Genomic DNA, 12,850 nt, shown 5'->3' on the forward strand with positions numbered 1-12,850 from the left:
CGTCAGCTCTTCACCAGCAGGCCGCGGCTGCGCAGCACCCACCGCTCCAGCGGACTGAAGATCAGCAGGTCGATCGCGATGCCGACGACGAGGATGAGGATGATCGCGAGGAACACCCCGGGCATGTCCGCGTTGTTGCGGCCGTTCTCCAGCAGCTGGCCGAGGCCCAGGCCGAGGTCGGGGGAGGAGGCGATGATCTCCGCCGCCATCAGCGAGCGCCAGGAGAACGCCCAGCCCTGCTTGAGCCCCGCGACGTAGCCGGGGAGCGCGGCGGGCAGCACGATGTGCCAGGTGCCCTTGAGCCCCGTCGCACCGAGGGTGCGGCCGGCCCGCAGGAAGAGCGGCGGGACCTGGTCGACGCCGGACACCAGTCCGTTGGCGATCGAAGGCACCGCGCCCAGCAGGATGACCGCGAACATCATCTGGTCGTTCAGGCCGAGCCAGATGACGGCCGGCGGCACCCAGGCGACCGAGGGCAGCGACTGGAGTCCGCTCAGGATCGGGCCGATGGCCGCCCTGACGAACTTCACCCGCGCCACCAGCAGACCCAGCGGCGTGCCGATGGCAAGGGCCAGCAGGAAGCCGAGCAGACCGCGCGAGACGCTGGTCCACACGACCTCCAGGAGCGTCCCCTTCAGCCACATCTCGGCGACGCTGTCCCACACCGCGGACGGCGCCGGCAGCTTGTAGTCCTCGGTGACCTCCGCCCAGACGAGCAGCTGCCAGGCGACGATCACCAGCGCCACGGCGATCAGCGGCGGCAGGACCTTCTTGACCAGCACCTCGCTCACCGGGGTGCGGTCGACCCGCACCGCGTCCAGCGCGTCGAGCCCCGCCTCCAGACCGGCGAGGTCGTCGTTCCTGCCCGTGGCCTTCGCGGGCGTGTCAGTGCTGGCCATGTCGGCGGATCTCCCCACGCAGTTCTTCGGTGATCTCGACGGACAGTTCCGCCACGGCGGTGTCCTCGATGCGTCGCGGCTGCTCGATGTCCACGGTCCACTCCCGGGCGATCCGGCCGGGACGCGAGGACAGGAGCACCACCCGCTGCGCGAGCCGGACCGCCTCGCGCACGTTGTGCGTCACGAAGAGCACGGAGACGTCGGTCTCCCGCCAGATCCGGGTCAGCTCGTCGTGCAGCACGTCGCGGGTGATGGCGTCGAGGGCCGCGAACGGCTCGTCCATCAGCAGCAGCCGGCTGTCCTGCGCGAGCGCGCGGGCCATCGCCACGCGCTGGCGCATGCCGCCGGACAGTTCGTGCACCCGCTTGCCGTACGCGCCGCCGAGGCGCACCAGCTCCAGCAGGCGCTCCGCCTCGGTGCGCCGTTCGGACTTGGCGACGCCCCGCAGGCGCAGGGCGAGTTCGATGTTCTTGCCCGCGGTCAGCCACGGGAAGAGGGCGTGCTCCTGGAACATCAGGGCCGGCCGGCCGCCGGGGGTCTCGATGGACCCCGCGGACGGCCGGTCGAGTCCCGCGACCAGGTTGAGCAGTGTCGACTTGCCGCAGCCCGAGGCACCCAGGAGGGTGACGAACTCGCCCGGCGCGACATCGAGGGTGATGTCGTCCAGCACCAGCTGGGACCCCGTGGGGCCGGCGAAGGACTTGGAGACATGCCCGATACGGGCCGCGTAGTCGTGCTCCGTGCTCACGCGGTCGTCGGCCTTGGCGAGGGCAGTGGCCATGGTCGTCACCTCCTGGGTTCTCGGCTGCTGTCGGGGTTACTTGACGCCGAGCCCGGCATCGGCGACCGCGGGCTTGCCCTCGGCCTCGAGCACCTTGTTCAGCGGCTTCAGGTCGTAGATGCCGGCGAGGTCGGGCTTCTGGAGGAACCCGGCGCTCACCGCGTGGTCGGCCTGCGCCTGGAGCGTCGCCGCCAGCGGGTCGTCGATGAACTGGATCGACGGCCACGCCGGGTCGATGACCTCGGCCGGGAGCGGCTTGCCGGTCAGCGCCTCGAGCTTGGCGTTCGCCGACGCCTTGGCCTTGTCCGGGTTGGCGTTGATCCACGCGTTGGTCTTCACCGTGCCGCGCAGCACTGCCTCGACCACGGCCGGGTGCTCCTTCAGGAACTTCTGGGACACGATGATGTTCGTGATCACGAACTTCTTGTCGGGCCACAGGGTGGACTCGTCGAGCAGCACCTTCGCGCCGTCGCTGACCAGCTTGGAGGCGGTCGGCTCGGGCACCCACGCGCCGTCGATCGCGCCGGAGAGGTAGGCGTTCGGGGTGACCTTGTTCTCCGTGCGGACCACGGAGACGTCGCCCTTGCCGCTCTCGGCGTCGACCTTCCAGCCCTTCTCGTTGATCCAGTGCAGGAAGGCCACGTCCTGCGTGTTGCCGAGCTGCGGGGTGGCGATCTTCTTGCCCTTGAGGTCGTCGAGGGTCTTGATCTTCTCCGGGTTGACGACCAGCTTGACGCCGCCGGAGGCGGAGCCGCCGACGATCCGCAGGTTCTTGCCCTGGGACTTCACGTAGCCGTTGATCGACGGCGAGGGGCCGATGAAGCCGATGTCGATGGAGCCGGCGTTCAGCGCCTCGATCTCCGAGGGTCCGGCGTTGAAGGTGGTCGCCGACAGCTTGGTGCCGCCGAGCTCCTTCTGGAGGATGCCCTCCTGGTGGCCGACCAGGGCGGTGGCGTGCGTGAGGTTCGGGAAGTAGCCGATCTTCACGGTGTCGAGACCGTCGATCGTGTCACCCTTGGCGGCGGGAGCGACACTGTCGTCCTTCGCCTCGGATCCGTAGCCGCAGGCGGTGAGCGCCACGGCCAGCAGGGGCAGGGCGGCCACGGCGACGAGGCTGCGGCGAACGGTGGTACGGGTGGCGTGCACGGGAGGCGTTTCCTCTCGTCGGCCCGGTCCTCACGTCATCTCGGACGCGGCCGGGTCGTCGGCATGTGAACGGGTCTTCGGCGGTGCGGGTGGGGGGTGTGGGCGCGCATGCGGTGCGCGTACGTCAGCGCGCACATCGCGCCACCCCTCCCGTGCCCGCGCCGAGGGCGCCGCTGCCGACACGGCCGCCCTCCTTGGCGAAGGTCGCGTAGACGTCGGTCATCTCAGAAGTCCCAGCCCTCGTCGTCGGCCGCGGGCGCCTCGGCGGCGGCGGCGAAGGAGTCGCCCGCCATGCCGGCCGCGAGCGTGGTCCCGTCGGCGGGGTCGATCAGCAGGAAGGAGCCGGTGCGCCGCGAGTCGGCGTACGAGTCGAGCGCCAGCGGCTCGGCGGTGCGCACCGTGACGCGGCCGATGTCGTTGGCGACCAGGCGGCCGGGCTCGGGGTGCTGCGAGAGGTCGTCGAGCGTGAGCCGCGAGTCGATGCCCTTGACGATGGCCTTCACCGTGCGGGTGGTGTGCTTGAGCAGCACCCGCTGCCCCACGGTGAGCGGCTGGTCGGCGACGTGGCACACCGTCGCGCGGACGTCCTGGGTGGTGGCCGGTGCGTCGCCGCTCGGGACGATGATGTCGCCCCGGGAGACGTCGATGTCGTCCGCCAGCAGGACGGTGACCGACTGGGGCGTCCACGCCACGTCCACCGGCTCGCCCAGCAGGTCGATGCCCGCGACGGTCGAGGTGCGGCCCGAGGGCAGCACCGTGACCTGCTCGCCGACGCGGAAGGTGCCGGCGGCGATCTGGCCCGCGTAACCGCGGTAGTCGGGGTGTTCGGCGGTCTGCGGGCGGATCACGTACTGCACGGGGAAGCGGGCGTGGCAGCCCGTCAGGTCGTGGCTCGCGGGCACGGTCTCCAGGTGCTCCAGGACGGTGGGGCCGCCGTACCAGTCCATCCGGGCGGAGGGTTCCACCACGTTGTCCCCGGCGAGCGCGGAGATCGGGATGGCGGTGACCTCGGGGACGCCGAGCTCGGTGGCGTACGCCGTGAACTCCTCGGCGATGGCGGCGAAGACGGGCTCGGCGTAGTCGACGAGGTCCATCTTGTTGACGGCGAGCACCACGTGCGGCACGCGCAGCAGGGCGGCGATGGCCGCGTGGCGGCGGGTCTGCTCGACGACGCCGTTGCGGGCGTCGACGAGGACCACGGTCAGCTCGGCGGTGGAGGCGCCGGTGACCATGTTGCGGGTGTACTGCACGTGCCCCGGGGTGTCCGCCAGGATGAACCGGCGGCGCGGGGTGGCGAAGTAGCGGTAGGCGACGTCGATGGTGATGCCCTGCTCCCGCTCGGCCCGCAGGCCGTCGGTGAGCAGCGCCAGGTCGGGCGCCTCCTGGCCGCGGCCGCGGGAGGCGGCCTCGACGGCCTCCAGCTGGTCGGTGAGGACCGACTTGGAGTCGTGCAGCAGCCGTCCGACCAGGGTGGACTTCCCGTCGTCGACGGAACCGGCGGTCGCGAAGCGCAGCAGGGTGGTCGCCGACAACTGGGCGGCGAGCTGCTCGGTGGTGCTGGTCATCTCTAGAAGTACCCTTCGCGCTTGCGGTCTTCCATCGCGGCCTCGGACATTTTGTCGTCGGCGCGGGTGGCGCCCCGTTCGGTCAGCCGGGAGGCGGCGATCTCGGTGATGACGGCGTCGAGCGTGGTGGCGTCGGAGTCGACGGCGCCGGTGCAGGACATGTCGCCGACGGTGCGGTAGCGCACCAGCCGCTTCTCGGTCTCCTCGCCCGCCTTCGGGCCGCCCCACTCGCCGGCGGTCAGCCACATGCCGGAGCGCTTGAAGACCTCGCGCTCGTGGGCGAAGTAGATCTCCGGCAGCTCGATGCGCTCCCGCTGGATGTACTGCCAGACGTCGAGCTCGGTCCAGTTGGACAGCGGGAAGACCCGCACGTGCTCACCGGGCGCGTGACGCCCGTTGTAGAGCTGCCACAGCTCCGGGCGCTGGCGGCGCGGGTCCCACTGGGAGAACTCGTCGCGCAGCGAGAACACCCGCTCCTTGGCGCGCGCCTTCTCCTCGTCGCGCCGCCCGCCGCCGAAGACGGCGTCGAAGCGGTGCTGCTGGATCGCCTCGGTCAGCGGCACTGTCTGCAGCGGGTTGCGGGTGCCGTCCGGGCGCTCGCGCAGCACACCGCGGTCGATGTAGTCCTGCACCGACGCGACATGCAGCCGCAGCCCGTGCTCGGTCACCGTCCTGTCCCGGTACTGGAGCACCTCGGGGAAGTTGTGCCCGGTGTCCACGTGCAGCAGCGTGAAGGGAACCGGCGCGGGCGCGAACGCCTTCAGCGCCAGGTGCAGCATCACGATCGAGTCCTTGCCGCCGGAGAACAGGATCACCGGCCGCTCGAACTCGCCCGCGACCTCGCGGAAGATGTGCACCGCCTCGGACTCCAGGGCGTCCAGATGGGACAGGGCGTACGGGCTGTCGGTGCCGCTCACGACGTCGACGCTGGTCGTCACAGCAGACCCCTTTCCGTGAGGAGGGCGAGGACGGAGTCGGCGGCCCGGGCGGCCGAGCAGTCCTGGGCGGCGATGCGCAGGTCGGGCGACTCGGGCTCCTCGTAGGGGTCGTCGACCCCGGTGAGCCCGCTGATCTCGCCCGCGGCCTGCTTGGCGTACAGCCCCTTCACATCACGTACCGAGCAGACCTCGACGGGGGTGGCCACATGGACCTCCACGTAGGCGGTGCCCTCCTGCTGGTGCCGCTTGCGGACGGCGTCGCGGCTGTCCGCGTACGGCGCGATGACGGGGACGAGCACCAGCACGCCGTTGGACGCGAGGAGTTCGGCGACGAACCCGATGCGCTGCACGTTGGTGTGCCGGTCCTCGCGGCCGAAGCCGAGGCCCGCGGAGAGGAACTCGCGGATCTCGTCGCCGTCGAGCAGCTCGACCTGCCGGCCCTCGGCGCGCAGCAGGGCCGCGAGCTCGTGGGCGATGGTGGTCTTTCCGGCACTCGGCAGGCCGGTGAGCCAGACGGTGGCTCCGGTCACGTCGTTCTCCTGGGGGGTCCGTTCGTCGCTCATCAGCCGTGCAGCCCGCATTCGGTCTTGCCGCGCCCGGCCCAGCGGCCGGCCCGGGCGTCCTCGCCCTCCAGCACCCGTCGGGTGCAGGGGGCGCAGCCGACGGAGGCGTACCCGTCCATGAGCAGGGGATTGGTGAGCACGCCGTGCTCGGCGACGTAGGCGTCGACGTCGTCCTGCGTCCAGCGGGCGATCGGGGACACCTTGACCTTGCGCCGCTTCTCGTCCCAGCCGACGACGGGGGTGTTCGCCCGGGTCGGCGACTCGTCGCGGCGCAGGCCGGTGGCCCAGGCCCGGTAGGCGGTGAGGCCGTCCCGGAGCGGGGCGACCTTGCGCAGCGCGCAGCACAGGTCGGGGTCGCGGTCGTGCAGCCTCGGGCCGTACTCGGCGTCCTGCTGGGCGACGGTCTGCCGGGGGGTGAGGGTGATGACGTTGACGTCCATCACCGCGTCCACGGCGTCGCGGGTGCCGATGGTCTCCTCGAAGTGGTAGCCGGTGTCGAGGAAGACGACGTCCACGCCGGGCATGGCGCGGGAGGCGAGGTGGGCGACGACCGCGTCCTCCATGGAGGAGGTGACGCAGAACTCCTCGCCGAAGACGCCGGCCGCCCAGGTGAGGATCTCGAGCGCCGAGGCGTCCTCCAGGTCACGGCCCGCCTGCTCGGCCAGGGACTTGAGGTCGTGATCGGTCTGTGTGGCCGTCATATCGCTTCCCCTCCACCGTCGTTGCGCTGAAGTCCGCGGGCGAGCAGCCCGAGGAACTTCAGCTGGAAGGCCCGGTTGCATGCCGCGCATTCCCAGGCGCCGTGACCCTGCTCGTTCGGACGCAGGTCCTCGTCGCCGCAGTACGGGCAGAAGAACGGTGCGGCGCGCTCGCTCATGACAGGGCCTCCTCGGAGGCGCGGGCGGCCCAGGTGGCGAACCGCTCGCCGTCCTCGCGCTCCGCCTGGAAGCGCGTGAGCACCCGCTCGACGTAGTCCGGCAGCTCGGCCGAGGTGACCTTCAGACCGCGGACCTTGCGGCCGAACGCGGGGTCCAGGCCCAGGGCGCCGCCGAGGTGCACCTGGTAGCCCTCGACCTGGTTGCCCTCGTCGTCGAGGACGAGCTGGCCCTTGAGGCCGATGTCCGCGACCTGGATACGGGCGCAGGCGTTGGGGCAGCCGTTGATGTTGATGGTGAGCGGCTCGTCGAACTCGGGCAGCCTGCGCTCCAGTTCGTCGATGAGGGAGGAGCCGCGGGCCTTGGTCTCGACGATGGCCAGCTTGCAGAACTCGATGCCGGTGCACGCCATGGTGCCCCGCCGGAACGGCGACGGCTTGACCTGGAGGTCCAGCGCCTCCAGCCCGGAGACGAGGGAGTCGACCTGGTCCTCGGTGACGTCGAGGACGATCATCTTCTGTTCGACGGTCGTGCGGAGCCGGCCGGAGCCGTGCGCGGCGGCCAGTTCGGCGATCTTGGTGAGGGTGGTGCCGTCGACGCGTCCGACCCGCGGCGCGAAGCCGACGTAGAAGCGGCCGTCCTGCTGGCGGTGCACGCCGACGTGGTCGCGCCAGTGCTCGACGGGCTGCTCGGGGGCGGGACCGTCGACCAGCTTCCGCTTCAGGTACTCGTCCTCCAGCACCTGGCGGAACTTCTCGGCGCCCCAGTCGGCGACCAGGAACTTCAGGCGCGCGCGGTTGCGCAGCCGGCGGTAGCCGTAGTCGCGGAAGATCGAGATGACGCCTTCCCAGGCGTCGGGGACCTCGTCGAGCGGGACCCAGGCGCCGAGGCGGACGCCGAGCTTGGGGTTGGTGGAGAGACCGCCGCCGACCCACAGGTCGAAGCCGGGGCCGTGCTCCGGGTGCTCCACGCCGACGAAGGCGATGTCGTTGATCTCGTGGGCCACGTCGAGGAGCGGCGAGCCGGAGATCGCGGTCTTGAACTTGCGCGGCAGGTTGGAGAAGTCCTTGTTGCCGATGAAGCGGCGGTGGATCTCGTCGATGGCGGGGGTGCCGTCCACGATCTCGTCCTCGGCGATGCCGGCGACGGGCGAGCCGAGGATGGTCCGCGGCGTGTCGCCGCATGCCTCGGTCGTGGAGAGGCCGACGGCCTCCAGGCGGCGCCAGATCTCGGGCACGTCCTCGATGCGGATCCAGTGGTACTGGACGTTCTGCCGGTCGGTGAGGTCGGCGGTGCCCCGCGCGAACTCCTGGGAGATCTCGCCGATCACCCGCAGCTGCTCGGTCGTCAGCCGTCCGCCGTCGATGCGCACCCGGAGCATGAAGAACTCGTCGTCCAGTTCCTCCGGCTCCAGGATCGCGGTCTTGCCGCCGTCGATCCCGGGCTTGCGCTGGGTGTACAGGCCCCACCAGCGCATCCGGCCGCGCAGGTCGGCGCCGTCGATCGAGTCGAAGCCGCGGTGGGCGTAGATCGTCTCAATGCGTGTCCGCACATTGAGACCGTCGTCGTCCTTCTTGGTCTGCTCGTTGCCGTTGAGCGGGGTGTGGTGGCCCATGGCCCACTGACCCTCGCCACGGTGGCGTCCGGTCTTGCGACGGGACGCGGCGGAGACGGGCTTTTCCGGGGTGGCGGCCATGGTGATGTGTCCTTCGAGACTGCAGGAGGGCGGCTCTGAGCTGCACACTCGCGACGAGGGCGCGACGGTGCGCAGGGCGGGGTGGAGAAAAGGGAAGCTGCGGCTGTGCTGAGCTGTCAGCCGGCCGGACAGATGGCGCTGGACATGCGGCCGAGGTCGACGTGCCGCCGACTCACCAAGGCAATTCCAGTGCTGGACATGGCGGAAGCGTGTCATGGGACTTTGGACCCAGTCCACCTTTATCCACGATGTGGACAACACTGTCCCGCATCGCGAGACAGTGTGTCATGGGTCACCGCAGAGCGTACGGCGGGCGGCGCACCGTTCGGATTCCGGCGCCGCCCGGATTCCCGCGCCGCCCGCCGTCGCCCCGTCAGAGTCCGGCGCCGGGCCAGGGGCCGGGGGTGACGGTCTCGGGCTCCTCCTCCGTCTTCGTGTCGAAGAGCCGGAAGCCGCGGCGGAGGTAGTTGTCCATCGCGTGCGGTCCGTCCTTGGAGCAGGTGTGCAGCCAGACCCGCCGGGTGGGGCCCAGCTCCGGGCGGCGCTCGCCCAGGTCCCACGCGCGGGCCGCGCCGTACGACAGCAGGTGGCCGCCGATGCGCCGCCCGCGGAAGGCCGGGATCAGTCCGAAGTAGACGATCTCGACGCTTCCGCCGTCCTGGGCCTCCAGTTCGACGTAGCCCGCCGGCGTGCCCCGGTCGTACGCGACCCAGGTCTCGACGCCCGGCCGCGCGAGCCACTTCTCCCACTCGGCGTACGTCATCCCGAGCCGGTCGGTCCACAGGACGTCGCCGCCCACGGCGGTGTAGAGGAAGCGGCTGAACTCGGGCGAGGGCACCTCGGCCCGCTCGACGCGTACGTCCCCCTCGGGCGCGGACGCTGGGCGCTGGTCGGCGGGCGAGGTCTGTTCGAGGGACCAGGTGGTCACGGTGATGCTCATGGAGGTCAGGGAACCATGCCGTCCGTATCCGGCCAAACGGCCGAAGAGCGACGCCGTGCGCGTCCCGGCGACCGGGGCTGATCCGCCCTGATCCGCCGCCTTCCGGACGGGAGACCCTACGCGGCGCGGGCCCGGCGGACGGCCGGTGCCGTGGAGCGGGGCAGCAGCGCCGCCGGGTCCTCGGGGACCACCAGCTCCACCTCGACCTCCTCGGCGAACCGGTACGGCCGGTGGGCGAGGACCTGGGCGAAGTGGCGCCTCAGCCGTGACATCTCCGCCCGGACCGTCACCGTCCGGGTGCGGTCGGCGAACATGTCCTCGGCGAGCTGGGCCGCGGTGCGCCCCTCGCGGTTGCGGGCGAGCAGGTACAGCAGTTCCGCGTGGCGCGGGCTCAGCTCGTGGGACCAGCTGCCCGCGCCGCCGGATATCCGCGCCGACGGCCGGTGCGGCCGGCTCAGGTCGAGGACCACCCGGCCCCGGCCCTCGGGCGCGGCGTCGCCGTCGTCCACCCGCACCAGCCAGCCGCCCGGCAGCGGTTCGAGGGTGCAGGCGCCGAGCGAGGGCAGCCACTGCCGCCCGGCCCGGACCGACTTCGGCAGCGCCACCCTGCCCGGCGGCGGCATACCGGACACGGCGGCCGTCCACCCCCGCTCGTCCACGGCGAGCACCCGCCCGCCGAGCCTGCTCAGCAGCGGAGAGGCCGTGCTGCGCAGCCGGTCCAGCGCCTCGTGATGGCGGTTGCGCAGTTCCGCCTCGGCGAGTCTGGTCACCGACGTGACCAGCGCGAGCGACGCAGGATGCATCGCCGACAGCGGCCCGCTGATGTCCACGACCCCGATCAGCCGCCCGTCCCGCGGGTCGGTGATCGGCGCACCGGCACACGTCCAGGTGTGGTGGGTGGAGACGAAGTGCTCCGCGGAGTGCACCTGCACCGGCCTCCGGCTGACCAGCGGTGTGCCCACGCCGTTCGTGCCGACCAGGGCCTCGCTCCAGTCCGCACCCGGCACGAAGCCGAAGGCGTCGGCCTTGCGGAGCACCGGCGCGCTGCCCTCGCGCCACAGCAGCCGGCCGTCGGCGTCCGCGACCACCATGATGTGCTGCGCGGCCTCCGCGATCGACACCAGGTTGTCGCGCAGCACGGGCAGCACCTCCCGCAGCGGGGAGGCGAGCCGGCGCCGTTCGATCTCCTCCAGGGGCAGCACGCCCGCCCTGCGGTCCCGGTCGGGGTCCACACCGCCGCGCAGCATCCGCTGCCAGGACTCGTCGATGTCCGCACGGGGGCCCACCGGCGTCCTGCGGCCGGACAGGGCCGCGTCCCGTACGCCCTTCAGCATCCGGACGGCCGCCGCCGCGTCCATGGCGGACAGGCGGGCGAGATCGACCGTGGAGTTCTCCACCGCGCCTCCTTGGCGTCGCCGGTGTCCGTGCGGACGGGATTCGGGCCCCGTCCGGCGGGGCAGGAGGGGGTCCGGGCCCCATCCTGCCCTGCGGGGCGGGCGGGCGCCGCGATACGCCTCACAACGTTGCAACCCCCTGCAACCGTCGCACACACGCGTGCGCGTGTACGAGGGTGACCGGACACCGGCCCGCCGGTGGGGTGGTGCCGTGTCGGCGCAGCACCACCCGATCACATGTCACGGGCGCGGGTCGCCTGCACCTGGCCCGCGCCCGTTCGACGTGTCCGCCCCCGCCGCGCCCCGTCCGGATCCCGGGCCCGGTGCCCCGCGCCCCGTCCGGGTCCTCCGGCCGCTCCGGTCCGGCTCCGCACCCGGCTCCCGTGCCCCGTCCGGCCCCGCCCCTCCAGGGCTCATGCCACGGGCCGTGCCCGGTCCACCACCGCGGCAAGGTCGAGGGTGTGCGGCAGCGTGCCGAAGGCCGCTCCCCACTCGCCCCCGAGCCGTGACGCGCAGAACGCGTCCGCCACCTCGGGCGGCGCCCAGCGCACCAGGAGGGAGCCCTGGAGCACCAGCGCCATCCGCTCCACGACCCGCCGCGCCCGCGCCTCGATCCCCGCCAGATCGGCCAGCTCCGTCAGCAGCTCGCGGATCGCCGCGTCGAGCCGGTGGTCGGCCCCGCGGGCGGCGCCGACCTCCCGGAGGAAGGCGTCCACCGCCTGCGGCTCCCGCTGGAGCGCCCGCAGCGCGTCCAGGGCCTGCACGTTCCCCGGGCCCTCCCAGATCGAGTTCAGCGGGGACTCCCGCAGCAGCCGGGGCATGCCGGACTCCTCCACGTACCCGTTGCCGCCCAGGCACTCCAGAGCCTCGGCGACCAGCGGAGTGCACCTCTTGGCCACCCAGTACTTCGCCGCCGGCAGCGCGATCCGCAGCAGCGCCCGCTCGGACTCGGTGTCCGCGTCGGAGGCCGCCGCGAGCCGCATGCCGAGCACGGTCGCCGCCTCCGACTCCAGGGCCAGGTCGGCCAGCACGTTGCGCATCAGCGGCCGGTCCACGAGGAGTCCGCCGAACGCGGTGCGGTGGGCGCAGTGGTGGATCGCCTGCGCCACGGCCTGGCGCATCAGCCCCGCGGAGCCGAGCACGCAGTCGAGCCGGGTCGCCGCGACCATTTTCATGAGGGTGCGTACCCCGGCGCCCTCCTCGCCCACCCTGCGTGCCCAGGTCCCCTCGAACTCGACCTCGGCCGAGGCGTTGGACCGGTTGCCCAGCTTGTCCTTGAGGCGCTGGAGCCGGAAGACGTTGCGCGTCCCGTCGTCGAGCACCCGGGGCACCAGGAAGCAGCTCGGCCCGCCGTCCGCCCGCGCCAGCACCAGGAAGACGTCGTTCATCGGCGCCGAGCAGAACCACTTGTGGCCGGTCAGCGCGTACTCCCCGTCGGCCGCCAGCGGCCGGGCCCGGGTGGTGCCCGTACGGACGTCGCTGCCGCCCTGCTTCTCGGTCATGCCCATCCCCGCGAGGGCGCCGGCCTTCAGCCGGGCGGGCCGCAGGCCCTCCTCGTACACGGACGAGCGCAGCCTGCCCTCCCACTCGGCGGCCGCCGCGGGGTCCGTGCGCAGCGCCGGAACCGCCGCGTGGGTCATCGAGACCGGACACAGGTGCCCCGCCTCCGCCTGGGTCCACACGAGGAATCCGGCGGCCCGGCGGACGTGGCCGTGCTCCCTGCTCCAGGCGTCGGTGAGTCCCGCGGAGACCGCCTTGCCGAGCAGCCGGTGCCAGGCGGGCGGGAACGCGACCTCGTCCACGCGGTTGCCCCAGCGGTCGTGGGTCCGCAGCCGCGGCGGGTCGCCGTCCGCCCGCTCCGCCCACTCCTGGACCTGTGCCGAGCCCGCCGAGCGGCCGAGCAGGGACAGCTCCTCCCGGGCCGCGGCGAGCGCCCCGGGGGCGACATGGCGCGCGACCGCCTCGGTGAGCGCGCGGTCGGCGGTGAAGACGTCGTACCCGACCAGGGGCGGAGCCTGGTTGGTCACTGTGTGGGTGCCCGGTGCCATGCCGA

General features: G+C 72.3%; 13 protein-coding genes. All 13 read right to left on the minus strand.

Translation table 11 applies throughout. The features are described from left to right. Positions 1-2: 2 nt before the first annotated feature. The 13 genes from IAG43_RS26255 to IAG43_RS26310 all read right to left on the minus strand — a co-directional run bounded on the left by IAG43_RS26255 (position 3) and on the right by IAG43_RS26310 (position 12,845). Positions 3-899 (minus strand): ABC transporter permease, encoded by an 897-nt coding sequence (locus IAG43_RS26255; RefSeq protein WP_187743140.1) that lies wholly within the window; start codon positions 897-899, stop codon positions 3-5. Further along, entirely contained in the window at positions 886-1,680 is a 795-nt protein-coding gene (locus IAG43_RS26260; protein WP_187743141.1) for an ABC transporter ATP-binding protein, read from the minus strand. Before IAG43_RS26260 ends, IAG43_RS26255 begins: the two co-directional genes overlap by 14 nt. Before the next feature lie 36 nt (positions 1,681-1,716). Continuing rightward, positions 1,717-2,826 carry an aliphatic sulfonate ABC transporter substrate-binding protein gene (locus IAG43_RS26265; protein WP_187743142.1) on the minus strand — a complete coding sequence of 370 codons (1,110 nt, stop codon included), beginning with the start codon at positions 2,824-2,826 and terminating at the stop codon, positions 1,717-1,719. 224 nt (positions 2,827-3,050) lie between these two features. Further along, positions 3,051-4,391, minus strand: a complete 1,341-nt coding sequence (locus tag IAG43_RS26270; RefSeq protein WP_187743143.1) for a sulfate adenylyltransferase subunit 1 — start codon at positions 4,389-4,391, stop codon at positions 3,051-3,053. Between the two features lie 2 nt (positions 4,392-4,393). Beyond that, positions 4,394-5,329: a sulfate adenylyltransferase subunit CysD gene (cysD, locus tag IAG43_RS26275; protein ID WP_187743144.1), complete on the minus strand. Its 936-nt coding sequence runs from the start codon at positions 5,327-5,329 to the stop codon at positions 4,394-4,396. After that, positions 5,326-5,892 (minus strand): adenylyl-sulfate kinase, encoded by a 567-nt coding sequence (cysC, locus tag IAG43_RS26280; protein WP_246574568.1) that lies wholly within the window; start codon positions 5,890-5,892, stop codon positions 5,326-5,328. Before cysC ends, cysD begins: the two co-directional genes overlap by 4 nt. Continuing rightward, complete coding sequence (locus IAG43_RS26285; protein ID WP_187743146.1) at positions 5,892-6,593, minus strand: phosphoadenylyl-sulfate reductase; 702 nt, start codon at positions 6,591-6,593, stop codon at positions 5,892-5,894. Before IAG43_RS26285 ends, cysC begins: the two co-directional genes overlap by 1 nt. Then, positions 6,590-6,769: a hypothetical protein gene (locus IAG43_RS26290; protein ID WP_187743147.1), complete on the minus strand. Its 180-nt coding sequence runs from the start codon at positions 6,767-6,769 to the stop codon at positions 6,590-6,592. The genes IAG43_RS26285 and IAG43_RS26290 overlap by 4 nt, the downstream gene beginning before the upstream one ends. Further along, on the minus strand, positions 6,766-8,463 hold the full coding sequence (locus IAG43_RS26295; RefSeq protein ID WP_187743148.1) for a nitrite/sulfite reductase: 1,698 nt from the start codon (positions 8,461-8,463) through the stop codon (positions 6,766-6,768). Before IAG43_RS26295 ends, IAG43_RS26290 begins: the two co-directional genes overlap by 4 nt. 116 nt (positions 8,464-8,579) lie before the next feature. Further along, positions 8,580-8,663, minus strand: coding sequence for a putative leader peptide (locus IAG43_RS35145; protein WP_315986100.1), 84 nt, complete (start codon positions 8,661-8,663; stop codon positions 8,580-8,582). 173 nt (positions 8,664-8,836) lie between these two features. Further along, positions 8,837-9,403, minus strand: a complete 567-nt coding sequence (locus IAG43_RS26300) for a GNAT family N-acetyltransferase (protein WP_187743149.1) — start codon at positions 9,401-9,403, stop codon at positions 8,837-8,839. A gap of 116 nt (positions 9,404-9,519) precedes the next feature. Next, positions 9,520-10,800, minus strand: a complete 1,281-nt coding sequence (locus IAG43_RS26305; protein ID WP_246574569.1) for a helix-turn-helix domain-containing protein — start codon at positions 10,798-10,800, stop codon at positions 9,520-9,522. Between the two features lie 410 nt (positions 10,801-11,210). After that, complete coding sequence (locus IAG43_RS26310) at positions 11,211-12,845, minus strand: acyl-CoA dehydrogenase family protein (protein WP_187743150.1); 1,635 nt, start codon at positions 12,843-12,845, stop codon at positions 11,211-11,213. Positions 12,846-12,850: the final 5 nt, after the last annotated feature.

Origin of the sequence: Streptomyces genisteinicus, assembly GCF_014489615.1 — a bacterium.
GTDB classification, from domain to species: Bacteria; Actinomycetota; Actinomycetes; order Streptomycetales; family Streptomycetaceae; genus Streptomyces; species Streptomyces genisteinicus.

Bases quoted from the DNA above. Each gene is read 5' to 3' on its own strand.
- IAG43_RS26260 (WP_187743141.1), bottom strand. From the start codon at position 1,680: ATGGCCACTGCCCTCGCCAAGGCCGACGACCGCGTGAGCACGGAGCAC.
- IAG43_RS26300 (WP_187743149.1), bottom strand. From the start codon at position 9,403: ATGAGCATCACCGTGACCACCTGGTCCCTCGAACAGACCTCGCCCGCC.
- IAG43_RS26285 (WP_187743146.1), bottom strand. From the start codon at position 6,593: ATGACGGCCACACAGACCGATCACGACCTCAAGTCCCTGGCCGAGCAG.
- IAG43_RS26270 (WP_187743143.1), bottom strand. From the start codon at position 4,391: ATGACCAGCACCACCGAGCAGCTCGCCGCCCAGTTGTCGGCGACCACC.
- IAG43_RS26255 (WP_187743140.1), bottom strand. From the start codon at position 899: ATGGCCAGCACTGACACGCCCGCGAAGGCCACGGGCAGGAACGACGAC.
- IAG43_RS26310 (WP_187743150.1), bottom strand. From the start codon at position 12,845: ATGGCACCGGGCACCCACACAGTGACCAACCAGGCTCCGCCCCTGGTC.
- IAG43_RS26295 (WP_187743148.1), bottom strand. From the start codon at position 8,463: ATGGCCGCCACCCCGGAAAAGCCCGTCTCCGCCGCGTCCCGTCGCAAG.
- IAG43_RS26290 (WP_187743147.1), bottom strand. From the start codon at position 6,769: ATGAGCGAGCGCGCCGCACCGTTCTTCTGCCCGTACTGCGGCGACGAG.
- cysC (WP_246574568.1), bottom strand. From the start codon at position 5,892: ATGAGCGACGAACGGACCCCCCAGGAGAACGACGTGACCGGAGCCACC.
- IAG43_RS35145 (WP_315986100.1), bottom strand. From the start codon at position 8,663: ATGTCCAGCACTGGAATTGCCTTGGTGAGTCGGCGGCACGTCGACCTC.